Source organism: Actinomyces sp. AC-20-1 (assembly GCF_023369555.1).
Lineage (GTDB): Bacteria > Actinomycetota > Actinomycetes > Actinomycetales > Actinomycetaceae > Actinomyces.
Genome location: NZ_JACJVC010000002.1, coordinates 99127 through 114650 on the forward strand (window position 1 = coordinate 99127; position 15524 = coordinate 114650).

Genomic DNA, 15524 nt, shown 5'->3' on the forward strand with positions numbered 1-15524 from the left:
CCAGCGGCGCTGCGGTGGCCTAGCCTGAGGCCCATGCCCGCCAGCGCCCCGGTCCTGTCCGTCCTCGACCTCGTCCCCGTCAGCGCCGGGCGCACCCGGGCCCAGGCCCTGGCTGAGATGACCGGGCTCGCCCGCACCGCCGAGGCCTGCGGCTACCACCGCTACTGGATCGCCGAGCACCACGGCTCCACCACCTACCTCGCCGCCGCCACCACCGTCCTCATGGGGCAGGTCCTGGCGGCCACCGAGCGCATCGGCGTCGCCTCGGGCGGCATCATGCTGCCCAACCACGCGCCGCTCGTCGTCGCCGAGCAGGTCGGCACCCTGGCCGAGCTCTACCCCGGCCGCGTGGCCCTGGGCCTGGGGCGCGCCCCGGGCACCGACCCGCTCACCGCCTCCGCCCTGCGCCGCCGGGCCGCTGACCCCCGCTCCTTCGCCCAGGAGGTCCTCGAGACCCTGGTCTACCTCGGCCAGGTGCCCGACGACGTCCCCGCCGCCGTCCCGGGCTCACTCGTCCCCGGTGCCGGCCCCGGCGAGCTCCCCGCCCCCGTCCGCCGGGTGCGCGCCGTGCCGGGGGAGGGCACCGGCCCCCAGGCCTGGGTGCTGGGCTCCTCCGTCAACGGCGCCCGCGTGGCCGGCACGCTCGGCCTGCCCCTCGCCGTCGCCTCGCACTTCGCCCCCGCCCAGGCGGAGGCCGCCGTCGTCACCTACCGCTCCGTCTTCGACGCCTCCGCCCCCACCTCGCCCGACGCGCGCCCCCACGTGGCCGCCGCCGTCAACGTCATGGTCGCCCCCACCGAGGGCGAGGCTCGGCGGCTGTTCACGACGGCGATGGCCGCCGCCGCCCGGGTCGTCGGCGGCCGCCCCGCCCCGCTGGACCCTCCCAGTGAGGACCCCGCCGCCTGGCGGGACCTGGCGCCGGGCCGGGAGGCCGCCGTCGAGCAGGCCATGGCCCTGTCCTTCGTCGGCACCGCCGCCGACGTCGCCACCCGGCTGAGGGCGCTGACCGAGCGCTGGGGCCTGGAGGAGGTGCTGGTGGTCAGCTATGCGCACGACGCCTGCGCCCGGCGCCGCTCCTACGAGATGCTGGCCCGCGCGTGGATGACGTGACCACTCTCACGGTGCATCGTCATGCGTGAGGCAGTGCAGGAGCAGATCGGCGTCGCTATGGTCCTGAACGTGCCTTCGTGCCCTCAGCCGAGGTGGCGTCTCCGGTCGTCTCTTTGGCTGGACCCGCGTATTCTCATACGGTCCGCGGTGTATATAACCTCGACATAAGCCTTGCGCACCCCGCCGAGGCGGGCGCGGGCCCCACCGGCCACGCGCCATCCCACCCCACTGGAGGTCCCCATGACCACTGCTCAGATCTCGCGCCGCATGTTCGGCGGCCTCGGCGCCGCCGGCATCACGGCTCTCCTCCTCGCCTCCTGCGGCTCCAACGACTCCTCCGGCTCCGGCTCCTCCGAGGGCTCCGGCTCCGGCCAGGCCGCCGCCGCCGGCGGCAAGCTCACCCTCGCCTACAACTCCGACGGCCCGCACAAGGCCTGGGTCGAGGCCGTGTGCAACTCCGTGAGCAACACGCTGGGCATCAGCATGGAGCCGCTGCCCTTCGCCCAGTTCTCCGAGATGCGCAAGCAGATCACCGACCACACCCTCCTCGGCGCCTTCCGCACCGGCTGGCAGGGCGACTACCCGTCGATGGCCAACTTCCTCGGCGCCACCTTCCGCACCGGCGCCGGCGCCAACGACTCGCGCTACTCCAACGAGGAGTTCGACAAGTTCCTCGACGAGGCCGCCGCCGCCAGCACCGACGACGCCGCCCTCGAGCTCCACCTCAAGGCGCAGGCCGTCCTCATGAAGGACCTGCCCGCCATCCCGCTGTGGTACCAGAACGGCTTCGGCGGCCACTCCAACAACGTCTCCGACGTCGTCTTCAACTGGAAGTCCGTCCCCGAGTACAGCGCGGTCAAGACCACCGCCGCCGACGGCATCATCTTCGCCAACGGTACCGAGCCGCAGAACGCCCTCATCCCCTCCAACACCAACGAGGTCGGAGGTGGGCGCGTCGTCGACCTCGTCTTCGCCAACCTCGTGCGCTTCGAGGTCGACGGCACCCCCGTCAACGAGGTCGCCGAGTCCATCGAGACCGAGGACAACCAGACCTACACCATCAAGATCAAGGACGGCTGGACCTTCACCGACGGCACCCCCGTCACCGCCGACTCCTTCATCAAGGCGTGGAACTACGGCGCCCTGCTGTCCAACGCCCACCTGTCGAGCTACTTCTACGAGGTCATCGAGGGCTTCTCCTTCGAGGAGGACTCCGAGCTCACCGGTCTGACCAAGATCGACGACCTCACCTTCACCGTCAAGCTCACCGCCCCCGCCTCCGACTTCAAGCTCCGCCTGGGCTACACCGCCTTCGCGCCGCTGCCCGAGGTCGCCTTCGAGGACATGGAGGCCTTCGGTCAGGCCCCCATCGGCAACGGCCCCTACAAGGTCGACAGCTGGACGCACGACTCCGAGATCGTCCTTTCCAAGAACGCCGACTACAAGGGCGGGGTGACGGTCGCCAACGAGGGTGTCACCTTCACCATGTACACGGACTACGACGCCGCCTACAACGACCTGCTCGCGGACTCCCTCGACGTCATCGACGCCCTGCCGGACTCGGCCCTGTCCACCTTCGCCGAGGAGCTCGGTGAGCGCGCGATCAACCAGCCGGGTGCCGTCGTCCAGCTCTTCGCGATCGACTGCGAGGCCGAGCACTTCAAGATGGACGAGGAGGGCCGCCTGCGCCGCGCCGCCCTGTCCCGGGCCGTCAACCGCAAGGAGATCTGCGACACGCTGTTCTACGGCACCCGCACCCCGGCCTCCGACTTCACCTCCCCGGTCATCGCCGGCTGGACGGAGGACGTGGAGGGCAACGAGGTCCTGGACTTCGACGAGGCCGAGGCCAAGAGCCTGTGGGAGCAGGCCAACGCCATCGCCGAGTTCTGACACCCACCTGAGACCGTCCCTCAGGCCCCTGGCGGTCTGACGGTCCCAGCCTCACCGTGCACCGGGCCCGTACCCTGCGAGGTGCGGGCCCGGCGCACGTCGGGACCAGCCCGACATGCCCGTCCCACCCCCGACCCACCCAAAGGAGGCGCCGATGGTCCGCTACGCCGGACGCAGGCTGCTGCAGATGATCCCCGTGTTCTTCGGGGCCACCCTCCTGATCTACGCGATGGTCTTCGCACTGCCCGGAGACCCCGTCGCCGCCCTCGGAGGCGAGCGCGCCCTGAGCCCGGCCGTGCAGGAGCAGATCCGCGCCAGCTACAACCTGGACAAGCCCTTCCTCGTGCAGTACCTGCTGTACCTCAAGGGCGTGTTCACCCTCGACCTGGGCACGACGCTGCGCGGCTCGCGCCCCATCGTCGAGGTCCTGGCCGGCGCCTACCCGGTGACCATCAAGCTCGCCCTCATGGCCCTGACCTTCGAGGCCGTCGCCGGCATCACGGTCGGCTTCATCGCCGGTGTGCGCAAGGGCCGCTGGTTCGACGCCACCGCCCTCGTGCTCTCCCTCGTCGTCATCGCCGTGCCGACCTTCGTCATCGGCTTCCTCCTGCAGTTCTTCATCGGCGTGCGCCTGGGGTGGCTGCCGGTCACCGCAGGCAACAGCCCCGGTTTCAAGGAGCTGCTCATGCCGGCCCTCGTGCTCGGCGCCGTCTCCTTCGCCTACGTGCTGCGCCTGACGCGCACCGAGGTCGCCGAGAACCTCTCCGCCGACTACGTGCGCACCGCGCGCGCCAAGGGCCTGTCCGGCACCCGCGTCATGGTCGTCCACGTCCTGCGCAACTCGCTCGTGCCCGTCATCACCTTCCTCGGCGCGGACCTCGGCGCCCTCATGGGCGGCGCCATCGTCACCGAGGGCATCTTCAACATCAGCGGCGTCGGAGGCACCCTCTACCGCGCCATCCTCCAGGGTGAGGGCCCCACCGTCGTGTCCTTCACGACCGTCCTCATCCTCGTCTTCATCATCTCCAACCTCGTCGTGGACCTGCTCTACGCCGCTCTCGACCCGAGGATCCGCTATGCCTGACAACCAGCACACCCTCGCCCGCCCCGGCCAGGAGCGCTACGTCGCCGAGATCGACGAGCAGGGCCTGGGCGCCGTCGACGCCGTCTCCGACGAGTCCGCCCCCTCCTCCATGTGGGGCGAGGCCTGGAAGCAGCTGCGCCGCCGCCCGATCTTCTGGGTCGCCGCCGTCCTCATCGTCGGCGCCCTCCTCCTGGCCATCGCCCCGGGCCTGTTCACCCGGGTGGACCCCACCTTCTGCCAGCTGCGCGACTCCTACGGCCCCGCCACCGGCGGCCACCCCTTCGGCTTCGACCGCCAGGGCTGCGACATCTTCTCGCGCACCATCCACGGCGCCCGTGCCTCCGTCACCGTCGGCGTGCTCACGACGCTCATCGTCGTGCTCATCGGCGCCGTCATCGGCTCCCTCGCCGGCTTCTTCGGCGGCTGGCTCGACGCGCTGCTCGCCCGCTTCACCGACATCTTCTTCGCGGTGCCCTTCGTGCTGGCCGCCATCGTTGTCATGCAGATGTTCAAGGGCCGCTCCTCCATCGCCACCGTCGTGCTGGTCCTGGCCATCTTCGGCTGGCCCCAGATCGCCCGCATCACCCGCGGCGCCGTCATGAGCGTGAAGAACGAGGACTTCGTCACCGCCTCGCGCTCGCTCGGATCCAGCCGGATGGCGATCCTCGTGCGCCACGTGCTGCCCAACGCCGCCGCTCCCATCATCGTGACCGCGACCGTCCAGCTCGGCGCCTTCATCGTCTCCGAGGCGACCCTGTCCTTCCTCGGCGTCGGCCTGCCGCCCTCGATGGTCTCCTGGGGGGCGGACATCGCCTCCGCTCAGGCCGCCCTGCGCGACCACATCTCCGTCCTCCTCTACCCGGCCGGGGCCCTGGCCCTGACCGTCCTCGGATTCATCATGATGGGCGACGCCGTGCGCGACGCCCTCGACCCGAAGGCCCGCAAGTGAGTACCGCGAACACCCCCACCACCGAAGGCACGGACACCACCGCACTGCTCGAGGTCCGCGATCTCGAGGTCGCCTTCCGGTCCTCCACCGGGCTCGTGCCGGCCGTGCGTAAGGCCAACCTCACGCTCTACCCGGGCCAGTCCGTCGCCATCGTCGGCGAGTCCGGCTCCGGCAAGTCCACGCTGGCCTCCGCGGTCATCGGCCTGCTGCCCGGCACCGGCCGCGTCACCGGCGGCACCATCACCTTCAACGGCACGGACATCACCCACGCCAGCGCCCGCGAGTACCAGGCCCTGCGCGGCAGCGAGATCGGCCTGGTCCCCCAGGACCCGATGAGCAACCTCAACCCCGTGTGGTCCATCGGCTTCCAGGTCAAGGAGGCCCTCAAGGCCAACGGTCTGGCCGGGGTCGCCGACGACCGCCTCGCCGCCCTCGCCGCCGCCGAGAAGGGCGAGGAGGTCTCCGCCGGCGGGCGCATCGACGTCGACGAGCAGGTCGCCCTCCTCCTGGAGGAGGCCGGTCTGCCCGACGCCGCCCGGCGCGCCCGCCAGTACCCGCACGAGTTCTCCGGCGGCATGCGCCAGCGGGCCCTCATCGCCATCGGCCTGGCGGCCCGCCCCCAGCTGCTCATCGCCGACGAGCCCACCAGCGCCCTGGACGTCACCGTCCAGCGCCGCATCCTCGACCACCTCGGCGAGCAGATCCACAGCCTTGGCACCGCGATGCTGTTCATCACCCACGACCTGGGCCTGGCCGCCGAGCGCGCCGAGCACATCGTCGTCATGCACCGCGGTCGCGTGGTCGAGTCCGGCCCCTCCATCGAGGTCCTGCAGGACCCCCGCCACCCCTACACCCAGCGCCTGGTCCAGGCCGCCCCGTCGCTGGCCTCGCGCCGCATCCAGACGGCTCACGCCGCCGGCATCCAGGTGAGCGAGGACGAGCTCGGCGTGCGCGAGATCGCCGACGACGTCGACGAGGTCCTGCGCACCGAGCACCTGACGAAGGTCTTCGACGTCCGCGGCGCCAAGGGGGAGGCCAAGACCCTCAAGGCCGTCGACGATGTCACCTTCGGGGTGCGGCGCGGCACGACCACCGCGCTCGTGGGCGAGTCGGGCTCCGGCAAGTCCACGGTCGCCAACATCATCCTCAACCTCCTGGACCCCACCTCCGGCAAGGTCTTCCACAATGGGGTCGACCTGTCCACGCTGGGGGACAAGGAGCTCTTCGCGCTGCGACGCATCATGCAGCCGGTCTTCCAGAACCCCTACGGCTCCCTCGACCCCATGTACTCGATCTTCCGGGTCATCGAGGAGCCCCTGCGGGTCCACCACGTCGGCACCCGTCAGGAGCGCGAGACGCGGGTGGCCGAGCTGCTCGACCTCGTGTCCCTGCCGCGCTCGGTCATGCGCCGCTACCCCAACGAGCTCTCCGGCGGTCAGCGCCAGCGCGTCGCCATCGCCCGCGCCCTGGCCCTCAGGCCCGAGATCATCGTGCTGGACGAGGCGGTCTCGGCCCTCGACGTCCTCGTCCAGGCGCAGGTGCTGCGCCTGCTGACGGACCTGCAGACCGAGCTGGGCCTGACCTACCTCTTCATCACCCACGACCTCGCCGTGGTCCGCCAGATCGCGGACGACGTCGTCGTCATGGAGCACGGTCGGGTCGTGGAGGCCGGGCCCTCCGACGATCTCTTCGACAACCCGCGCCAGGAGTACACGCGCGAGCTCATCAACGCCGTTCCGGGAGCCTCGATCCCCCTCTACGGCGCCTGAGCCGCTGAGCCTCACCCACCACGGCGGGGTCGCCCCCGCAGGGGCGGCCCCGCCTGCGTGAGCGGGCGCACAGGGGCGGTGTCGTTTCCGTCATGGCGACGGCCCGAGGCGCCCCCGTACTCTGGCGACGGTGTGCCCGTCGCCTGCGGACACTCGTCCCCAGGCGCGCCGACCGACCCGGGCGCGCCTCCCGGACGGAAGAAGAGCCCCATATGACCGTGCGCCAGGACCTGCGCAACGTCGCCATCGTCGCCCACGTCGACCACGGCAAGACCACCCTCGTCGACGCGATGCTCTGGGAGGCCGGGGCCTTCGGCACCCGCGCCACCCAGGAGAACACGGCCGAGCGCGTCATGGACTCCGGTGAGCTCGAGCGCGAGAAGGGCATCACCATCCTCGCGAAGAACACGGCCGTGCACTACGCCGGGCCGGCCGCCGTCGCCGCCGGGCTGAGCGAGGGCCTGACCATCAACGTCATCGACACCCCCGGCCACGCCGACTTCGGCGGTGAGGTCGAGCGCGGCCTGTCCATGGTCGACGGTGTCGTCCTGCTCGTCGACGCCTCCGAGGGGCCGCTGCCCCAGACGCGCTTCGTCCTGCGCAAGGCCCTGGCTGCGAGCCTGCCGGTCATCGTCGTCGTCAACAAGGTCGACCGCCCCGACTCGCGCATCAGCGAGGTGGTCGAGGAGACCACCGACCTCCTGCTCGCCCTGGCCTCCGACCTGTCGGACGAGCACCCCGACATCGACCTCGACGCCGTCCTCGATGTCCCCGTCGTCTACGCCTCCGCCAAGGCCCGCCGCGCCGACACCGTCCAGCCGGCCGACGGCGACCTGCCCGCCAACACGGACCTCGAGCCCCTGTTCCGCACCATCATCGAGCGCGTCCCCGGTCCCTCCTACGACGAGGGCGCCCCCCTCCAGGCGCACGTGACCAACCTCGACGCCTCCCCCTTCCTGGGCCGCCTGGCCCTGCTGCGCATCCACAACGGGACCCTGCGCAAGGGCCAGAGCGTCGCCTGGGCGCGTCACGACGGCACCATGTCCAGCGCCCGCGTCTCCGAGCTCCTCGTCACCGAGGGACTGGACCGCAAGCCCGCCGAGGAGGCGCACGCGGGCGACATCGTCGCCGTCGCCGGCATCGAGGACATCACCATCGGCGAGTCCCTCGTGGACCCCGAGGACCCGCGTCCGCTGCCGCTCATCACCGTGGACGACCCCGCCATCTCCATGACGATCGGCATCAACACCTCGCCGATGGCCGGGCGCACCAAGGGCGCCAAGGTCACGGCCCGCCAGGTCAAGGACCGCCTGGACCGCGAGCTCGTCGGCAACGTGTCCCTGCGCGTGCTGCCCACCGACCGCCCCGACGCCTGGGAGGTCCAGGGCCGCGGCGAGCTGGCCCTGGCGATCCTCGTCGAGCAGATGCGCCGTGAGGGCTTCGAGCTCACCGTCGGCAAGCCGCAGGTCGTCACCAAGATGATCGACGGCAAGCGCCACGAGCCCGTCGAGCGCATGACGATCGACGTCCCCGAGGAGCACCTGGGCGCCGTCACCCAGCTCATGGCCGCCCGCAAGGGGCGCATGGAGACCATGACCAACCACGGCACCGGCTGGATCCGCATGGAGTTCCTCATCCCGGCGCGCGGCACCATCGGCCTGCGCACCCAGTTCCTCACCGAGACCCGCGGTACCGGCATCGCCTCCTCCATCGCGGAGGGCTACGAGCCCTGGGCCGGCCAGATCGTCTCGCGCACTACCGGCTCGCTCGTCTCCGACCGTGCGGGCGCCGTCACCGCCTACGCGCTCGTGCGCCTGCAGGACCGCGGGACCTTCTTCGTCGAGCCCACGCAGGAGACCTACGAGGGGCAGGTCGTCGGGGAGAACCCCCGCAACGAGGACATGGACGTCAACGTCGTGCGCGAGAAGCAGCAGACGAACATGCGCTCCTCCACCGCGGACTCCTTCGAGGCCCTGACCCCGCCGCGCCGGCTCACCCTGGAGGAGAGCCTGGAGTTCGCCGCCGAGGACGAGTGCGTCGAGGTCACCCCGGACGCGGTGCGCATCCGCAAGATCATCCTCGACACGCAGGAGCGCTTCAAGGACGCGGCCCGCAGGCGCCGCTCCGAGGCCTGACCGGCCGCCGCTGACCCGCCCCACGACACTGCCCAGGAGCGAGCCATGGACAGCACCCCGACTCCCGACGACATCGCGCCCGAGGAGCCCACGCCGGCTAGCGAGGACACCGCCGAGCTCGCGCCCGTGAGCGAGGAGGGGACCGCCGTCGAGCCCGCGGACGCCGCCACCGGGACCCGCGGCCGACGACGCCTGGCCACCCTCCTGGGCATCGGCGCAGGCGCCCTCCTCCTCGTCCTGTGGGGCTCGGCCGCCGCGGCCACCACCCAGCACGTCTTCGCCGGCTCCACCGTCTCCGGCGTCGCCGTCGGAGGCATGAGCGCCGGCCGGGCCGAGCAGGTGCTCACCGAGACCATCGGGGCCCGGCTCGCCCAGACCGTCACCGTCGCCGTCCCCGGCGAGGACGGCGCCCCCGTCGCCACCGACACCCTCGTGCCCGCCCAGTCCGGCGTCAGCCTCGACGCCGCCGCCAGCATCGACACCCTCACCTCCCTCACCCTCAACCCCGTCACCATCATCGACCGCCTCACCGGCGCGCAGACCCAGGCCGTCACCGCCGTCGACACCCGGGCCCTCACCACCGCCCTCAACACGAGGCTCGCCACCCTCTCCCAGGGCACGGTCGATGCCACCGTCGCCCTTGACGGCACCACCCCCGTCCTCATCCCCGCCGTCTCCGGCACCGGCGTCGACGTCGCCGCCTCCGTCGAGGCCCTGAGCCATGGCTGGCCCCTGGGGCAGGAGACCGTCACCCTCGTCGCCGGCAGGACCGAGCCCGCCGTCACCGACGCCGACGCCCAGGCCCTCATCGACACCGTCCTCACGCCCCTGCTCGCCTCCGACGTCACCGTCAGCGCCGCCGGCACCGAGGCCGCCTCCACCGCCCAGGCCGACGCCGTCCTCACCCCCGCGGAGATCGCCGCCACCGCCAGCGTCGTCAACGAGTCCGGCGCCCTGTCCGTGCACCTCGACCCGGCCGGCCTGCGCGAGGCCGTCCTGGCGTACATGGGCGCCGCCGTCGAGACCGCCCCCGTCGACGCCACCTTCACCATCGAGGGCAGCGCGGCCGGCACCCCCGTCTTCGTCCCCGGCACCACCGGGCTCAGCGTCGACGGCGAGGCCCTGGCCACCGCCGTTCTCGCCACGGCCAACGGCACGCGCACGCTCACGCTGCCGGTCACCGTCACCGAGCCGGAGCACAACGAGCCCGAGGCGCAGTGGGGCGTCACCGAGGTCGTCGGCGAGTACTCCACCCCCTTCTACTACGACCCTCAGCGCACCCAGAACCTCACCGCCGGGACCGCCGCCATCAACGGCACGGTTGTCCTGCCGGGGCAGACCTTCTCCCTCACCGAGGCCCTGGGGCCCGTGGACGCCGAGCACGGCTTCGCCTCCGCCGGCGTCTACACCAACGGCGTGCACTCCGACGCCGTCGGCGGGGGCCTGTCCCAGGTGGCCACCACCGTCTTCAACGCCGGCTTCGAGGCCGGGATGGACGACGTCGAGCACCACCCCCACTCCGTGTGGTTCACCCGCTACCCGGCCGGGCGCGAGGCCACCCTGTGGACCGGGGTGCTCGACGTGAGGTGGACGAACTCCACTCCCTACTCCGTCCTCGTCCAGGCCTGGGTCTCCGACGACGACGTCCACGTGCGCCTGTGGTCCACCCACTACTACGACGTCAGCATCGTCTCCAGTGAGCACACCGGCTATCGGCCCGTGCGCACCGAGACCTCCACCGCCCCCGGCTGCGAGCCCTACGGGGGAGGCCAGGCCGGCTTCGACGTCACCGTCACCCGCACCCGCAGGGCACCCGACGGCACCGGCCCCGCCGACGACGTGCTCACCACCTCCTACGCCGCTGACCACGCCCTGCGCTGCGTCGACCCCAACGCGCCCGCCACCCCGGACCCGGCCGCCCAGCCGGCGTCCGGGTCCCCGGCCTGAACACGCGCCGGGCGTGACGTTATCGGCGGTCCCCGCCCGCGGGTGCTCACCGCCACGGCCCCGCTCCCTTGGGCCCGCACCCGCCCCGGCACATACTTGCCGCAGACCACACCGCCCTGCGGTGGGCGGCCCGAGGAACGAGGAGAGCGCATGACCTACGTGATCGCCCAGCCCTGCGTCGACGTCAAGGACAGGGCCTGCGTCGACGAGTGCCCCGTCGACTGCATCTACGAAGGCGAGCGCACCCTCTACATCAACGCCGACGAGTGCGTCGACTGCGGCGCCTGCGAGCCCGTGTGCCCCACCGAGGCGATCTTCTACGAGGACGACGTCCCCGACGAGTGGGTCGACTACACGCGCGCCAACATCGACTTCTTCTCCCTCAAGGGCCTGGGGGCGCCCGGCGGTGCCCAGCGCGTGGGCGCCCTCGACTACGACGACCCCATGATCGCCGCCCTGCCCCCGCAGAACGAGGAGTGGAAGACCGCCAACGGCTGAGCCCACCGCGGGCCACCGTCCCGGCCGTCGGCCGCGGCAGGCGCCGCCCGCCCCGCTGGGCCACAATCGGCCCATGACGTCCACGACCCCCGCGCTGCCCAGGCCACTGGCCCTGCCCGACTTCCCGTGGGACTCGCTCGTGCCCTACCGCCGCCGCGCCGCCGAGCACCCCGGCGGCACCGTCGACCTGTCCATCGGCACCCCCGTCGACCCCACCCCCGCCCTCGCCCGCCGGGCACTGGACGCCGCCTCTGACGCCCCCGGGTACCCGGCTGTCGTCGGCACCCCCGCCCTGCGCGAGGCGGCCGCCGGCTGGTTCGCCCGCCGCCGCGGCGTCACGGGCCTGACCGGAGCCCACGTCATCCCCACCACCGGCTCCAAGGAGGCCGTCGCGCTCCTGCCCAGCCACCTGGGCGCGCGCCCCGGCGACCTCGTCCTGCACCCCCGGGCCGCCTACCCCACCTACGACGTCGGCGCACGCCTCGCAGGGGCGAGGCCCGTGCCGGTCGATGTCGAGGCCGACCCCACCACCTGGCGGCTGCCCGACGGCGCCCCGGTCATGGTCTGGCTCAACAGCCCCGGCAACCCCGACGGCCACGTCCTGAGCGTCGAGCAGCTGGCCCGCGTCGTCGCCTGGGCGCGGGCGCGCGGCGCCGTCGTCGTCAGCGACGAGTGCTACGCCGAGCTCGCCTGGGCCGAGCCCTGGGCCACCCGGGGCGTGCCCAGCCTCCTCGACGCGCGCGTGAGCGGCACCCGGAGCGACGGCACCCCCGACCTCACCGGCCTCATCGCCCTGTACTCCCTGTCCAAGCAGTCCAACCTCGCCGGCTACCGCGCCGCCCTCATGGCCGGTGACCCGCACCTGCTCGCGGCCGTCACCGAGGTGCGCAAGCACTCGGGCCTCATGGTCCCCGCCCCCGTCATGGCCGCCATGACCGCCGTCCTGGCCGATGACGCGCACGTCGACGCCCAGCGCGAGACCTACCGGCGCCGCCGCGACCTGCTCCTGGAGGCCACCCGCGCCGCGGACCTCGTCAACGACCCGGGCTCGGTCGCGGGACTGTACCTGTGGCTGCGCGGCCCCGAGCGCATGAGCGCCTTCGACCTCGTGGGGGCCTTCGCCGAGCTGGGGATCGTCGTCGCCCCGGGGGACTTCTACGGCGAGGCCGGCGCCGGGCGCGTGCGCGTGAGCCTGACCGAGACCGACGAGCGTGTCGGGGCCGCCTGCCGGCGCCTGGCCGCGACCGACCTGTTCCGGGCATGAGCCCCGCACGTCGCCAGGGGAATGAGGTTTAGGCCCGCGTCGCGGTGGAGCTGGTGTTGAGCCAGCGCCCGTCCTCGTAGCGGTAGGTGTTGAAGATTGTCATCCGCCATGTGCCGTGGCTGCCGAGGACCGTCGCCTCGATGTCGGCTGTCACCGTCAGGGTGGCGGTGTCCCCGTCCACCGTGACCTCGATGGGGCTGACCTCTTGGAAGCTGTGGTACTGGTAGTCGCCGCTGCTGAGGTCCTCGAGCGACTGCTGCTTGGTGACCGTCTGGCCGCTCATGTGCGTACCGACGTAGTCCTCGGCCAGGCCCTGAGCCACCGTGTCAACGTCGCCCGCCCTGAGGGCGGCCTGGTGCGTCTGGAACCTGTCGATGACCGCCTGCCGGTCACTGTCCGGCTGGCGGATCTCGGCTGGGGCGGGTGTGGCGGGTGTCGGTTGGTTGGTGCCGCTGCTGGGACTGACGCTGCTGGCAGGCTGTGAGGCCGGTACCGAGTTGGCGGTGGACGACTGTGCGCCTGAGCAGGCACTCAGGGCGGTGGTCACGAGCAGGGGGAGGGCAATGAGACGGCTGCGCATGGTGTGCTCCAGGTCGAGTGGGATGATGCTCCGGCAGGAACCGCGTAGGAGACTGACGGTCTGTTGCCAGTGGAGCCAACGTAACAGACCGTCGGTACCTTAACTAGTGAGGAGGGGCACATGGTGGAGGGTGGATTCCTCAGAGCCAGGACCCAGGAGCAGCGCGAGAGCCGCAGGGAGCAGATACTCGCCGCCACAAGGGCACTGCTCCAGGACAGGCGGGTCACGAGGACCAGTCTCAACGAGATCGCCCGCCGCACAGGACTGGCCAAGTCCAATGTGCTGCGCTACTTCGGCTCCCGGGAGGCGATCCTGCTTGAGCTTGCACAGCGTGACTACGCCGCGTGGGTTGATGAGGTGACCCATGAGCTCGAGGACGCTGGAGGCGGAGGTGATCCTGTCACGGAGCTGGCTGTGGCGCTGGCCACCATTACCAGGCGCCCACTGCTGTGCGAGCTGCTCGGCTGCTCCGCCGCCGTCCTCGAGCACCATGTCAACGTCGAGGACATCATCGGGTACAAGACGGCGATGTACGGTCACATCATGCGGCTCGTAGCGGTGATCGAGTCCCGCCTGGGTCCGGTCCCCGAGCCCCTGCACACGGTGGTCGTCGTCGGTGTACACGGCATCATCTCTGAGCTGTGGGCCGTCACCCATCCCGCTCCGGCGCTGATGCAGGCGGCGCGCCGGGACGGTCGGCTCTTGCCGCCGCAGGACAATCTCGAACGGGAGATGAGCCAGGCGCTCGCCGTGCTGCTCGCAGGTGTGGCGGCACAGTCGCAGCTCAGCAACTGATGGTGGGGCAGCCCTGCGGCGTCCTGCCCCGCAGGGCCTGAGGTCACTCGCGAGGTCGCCACCCTGCCCGAACCGCTACAGTGGCAGACGGCCCAGTCCCCCGAGCTGCACCAGGAGGAACCATGACCGACCTCAACGACGCCGACGGCCCCGGCCTCCTCACCATCGAGGACACCAGCCTCGAGCTGCCCCGCGCCCACGCCACGGAGGGCTCCGACGGCCTGGGGATCGCCAAGCTCCTGGGCGCCACCGGCATGGTCACCCTCGACCCGGGCTTCACCAACACCGCCTCCACCACCTCGGAGATCACCTACATCGACGGCGGCGCCGGCATCCTGCGCTACCGCGGCTACCCCATCGCCGAGCTCGCCCGCTCCTCCACCTTCACCGAGGTCGCCTACCTGCTCATCAACGGCGAGCTGCCGGACGCCAACACCTTCGAGCGCTTCGAGCGGCGCATCGCCCGCCACCGCCTCCTGCACGAGGACTTCCGCTCCTTCTTCACCTCCTTCCCCTCCTCCGGGCACCCCATGGCGATCCTCCAGGCCGGCGTCGCGGGCCTGGCCACCTACTACGAGGACACCCTCAACCCGCACGACCCCTACGAGCGCGAGCTCGCCACCGTGCTGCTGCTGAGCAAGGTGCCGACCATGGTGTCCTACATCGCCCGGCGCGCCATCGGCCTGCCGCTCATGTACCCCGACCCGCGGCGCGGCTACGTCGAGGACTTCCTCCACATGACCTTCGGCATGCCCTACCAGAGCTTCGACATCGACCCGAGCGTCGTGCGCGCCCTCGACATGCTCCTCATCCTCCACGCCGACCACGAGCAGAACTGCTCCACCTCCACCGTGCGCCTGGTCGGCTCCTCGGACGCCAACATGTACGCCTCCGTGGCGGCCGGCGTCGGCGCCCTGTCCGGGCCGCTGCACGGCGGCGCCAACGAGGCCGTCCTGCGGATGCTCGACCGCATCCAGAACGACGGCATGACCACCGCCGAGTTCGTCCGCAAGGTCAAGGACAAGGAGGACGGGGTGCGCCTCATGGGCTTCGGGCACCGCGTCTACAAGAGCTACGACCCGCGCGCCGCCCTCGTCAAGGCCACGGCCCACGACGTCCTGGCCCGCCTCGGCTCGGCCGACGGCGACCGCAAGCTCGAGATCGCCATGGAGCTCGAGGAGGTCGCCCTCAAGGACGAGTACTTCGTCTCGCGCAACCTCTACCCGAACGTCGACTTCTACACCGGGCTCATCTACCAGGCGATGGGCTTCCCGACGACGATGTTCACCCCGCTGTTCGCGCTCGGCCGCCTGCCGGGCTGGATCGCCCAGTACCGCGAGATGATCTCCGACCCGGCCAAGCGCATCGGCCGCCCGCGCCAGGTCTACACCGGCCAGGTCGAGCGGCACTACGTCGCCATGCACCGCCGTGAGCGCGACGCGCACGAGTACCCGGACTTCCGCACGGGACAGCACGAGATCGACCGCGTCAACCGCGTCTGAC

General features: G+C 71.6%; 12 protein-coding genes. 11 read left to right on the forward strand and 1 reads right to left on the reverse strand.

Annotation, left to right across the window (positions count from 1 at the left end):
• Positions 1–33 precede the first annotated feature (33 nt).
• The 9 genes from H6X67_RS01885 (at position 34) to dapC (ending at position 12646) form a co-directional block, all read left to right on the forward strand.
• Positions 34–1110, forward strand: a complete 1077-nt coding sequence (locus H6X67_RS01885; RefSeq protein WP_249377016.1) for an LLM class flavin-dependent oxidoreductase — start codon at positions 34–36, stop codon at positions 1108–1110.
• Between the two features lie 240 nt (positions 1111–1350).
• On the forward strand, positions 1351–3000 hold the full coding sequence (locus tag H6X67_RS01890; protein WP_249368645.1) for an ABC transporter substrate-binding protein: 1650 nt from the start codon (positions 1351–1353) through the stop codon (positions 2998–3000).
• 154 nt (positions 3001–3154) lie between these two features.
• Entirely contained in the window at positions 3155–4084 is a 930-nt protein-coding gene (locus H6X67_RS01895) for an ABC transporter permease (protein WP_249368646.1), read from the forward strand.
• Complete coding sequence (locus tag H6X67_RS01900) at positions 4077–5033, forward strand: ABC transporter permease (protein ID WP_249368647.1); 957 nt, start codon at positions 4077–4079, stop codon at positions 5031–5033. Before H6X67_RS01895 ends, H6X67_RS01900 begins: the two co-directional genes overlap by 8 nt.
• Positions 5030–6802: a dipeptide ABC transporter ATP-binding protein gene (locus H6X67_RS01905; RefSeq protein WP_249375525.1), complete on the forward strand. Its 1773-nt coding sequence runs from the start codon at positions 5030–5032 to the stop codon at positions 6800–6802. Before H6X67_RS01900 ends, H6X67_RS01905 begins: the two co-directional genes overlap by 4 nt.
• 212 nt (positions 6803–7014) lie before the next feature.
• Positions 7015–8937 carry a translational GTPase TypA gene (typA, locus tag H6X67_RS01910; RefSeq protein WP_249368649.1) on the forward strand — a complete coding sequence of 641 codons (1923 nt, stop codon included), beginning with the start codon at positions 7015–7017 and terminating at the stop codon, positions 8935–8937.
• Between the two features lie 45 nt (positions 8938–8982).
• Positions 8983–10884, forward strand: coding sequence for a VanW family protein (locus H6X67_RS01915; RefSeq protein ID WP_249375523.1), 1902 nt, complete (start codon positions 8983–8985; stop codon positions 10882–10884).
• Positions 10885–11034: 150 nt separating this feature from the next.
• Positions 11035–11382, forward strand: coding sequence for a ferredoxin (gene fdxA, locus H6X67_RS01920; RefSeq protein ID WP_249368651.1), 348 nt, complete (start codon positions 11035–11037; stop codon positions 11380–11382).
• A 73-nt stretch (positions 11383–11455) separates the two neighbouring features.
• Positions 11456–12646, forward strand: coding sequence for a succinyldiaminopimelate transaminase (gene dapC / locus H6X67_RS01925; protein ID WP_249376328.1), 1191 nt, complete (start codon positions 11456–11458; stop codon positions 12644–12646).
• 28 nt (positions 12647–12674) lie between these two features.
• Here the strand turns inward: dapC and H6X67_RS01930 are convergent, their stop codons facing one another.
• Positions 12675–13226: a nuclear transport factor 2 family protein gene (locus H6X67_RS01930; protein ID WP_249368984.1), complete on the reverse strand. Its 552-nt coding sequence runs from the start codon at positions 13224–13226 to the stop codon at positions 12675–12677.
• Positions 13227–13346: 120 nt separating this feature from the next.
• On the opposite strand from H6X67_RS01930, the gene H6X67_RS01935 reads away from it, so the two are divergent.
• Positions 13347–14021, forward strand: a complete 675-nt coding sequence (locus tag H6X67_RS01935; RefSeq protein WP_249368985.1) for a TetR/AcrR family transcriptional regulator — start codon at positions 13347–13349, stop codon at positions 14019–14021.
• 122 nt (positions 14022–14143) lie between these two features.
• On the forward strand, positions 14144–15523 hold the full coding sequence (locus tag H6X67_RS01940) for a citrate synthase (RefSeq protein WP_249368986.1): 1380 nt from the start codon (positions 14144–14146) through the stop codon (positions 15521–15523).
• Position 15524: the final 1 nt, after the last annotated feature.

Bases quoted from the DNA above. Each gene is read 5' to 3' on its own strand.
- H6X67_RS01930 (WP_249368984.1), bottom strand. From the start codon at position 13,226: ATGCGCAGCCGTCTCATTGCCCTCCCCCTGCTCGTGACCACCGCCCTG.
- fdxA (WP_249368651.1), top strand. From the start codon at position 11,035: ATGACCTACGTGATCGCCCAGCCCTGCGTCGACGTCAAGGACAGGGCC.
- H6X67_RS01900 (WP_249368647.1), top strand. From the start codon at position 4,077: ATGCCTGACAACCAGCACACCCTCGCCCGCCCCGGCCAGGAGCGCTAC.
- typA (WP_249368649.1), top strand. From the start codon at position 7,015: ATGACCGTGCGCCAGGACCTGCGCAACGTCGCCATCGTCGCCCACGTC.
- H6X67_RS01935 (WP_249368985.1), top strand. From the start codon at position 13,347: ATGGTGGAGGGTGGATTCCTCAGAGCCAGGACCCAGGAGCAGCGCGAG.
- H6X67_RS01885 (WP_249377016.1), top strand. From the start codon at position 34: ATGCCCGCCAGCGCCCCGGTCCTGTCCGTCCTCGACCTCGTCCCCGTC.
- H6X67_RS01890 (WP_249368645.1), top strand. From the start codon at position 1,351: ATGACCACTGCTCAGATCTCGCGCCGCATGTTCGGCGGCCTCGGCGCC.
- H6X67_RS01915 (WP_249375523.1), top strand. From the start codon at position 8,983: ATGGACAGCACCCCGACTCCCGACGACATCGCGCCCGAGGAGCCCACG.
- H6X67_RS01895 (WP_249368646.1), top strand. From the start codon at position 3,155: ATGGTCCGCTACGCCGGACGCAGGCTGCTGCAGATGATCCCCGTGTTC.
- H6X67_RS01940 (WP_249368986.1), top strand. From the start codon at position 14,144: ATGACCGACCTCAACGACGCCGACGGCCCCGGCCTCCTCACCATCGAG.
- dapC (WP_249376328.1), top strand. From the start codon at position 11,456: ATGACGTCCACGACCCCCGCGCTGCCCAGGCCACTGGCCCTGCCCGAC.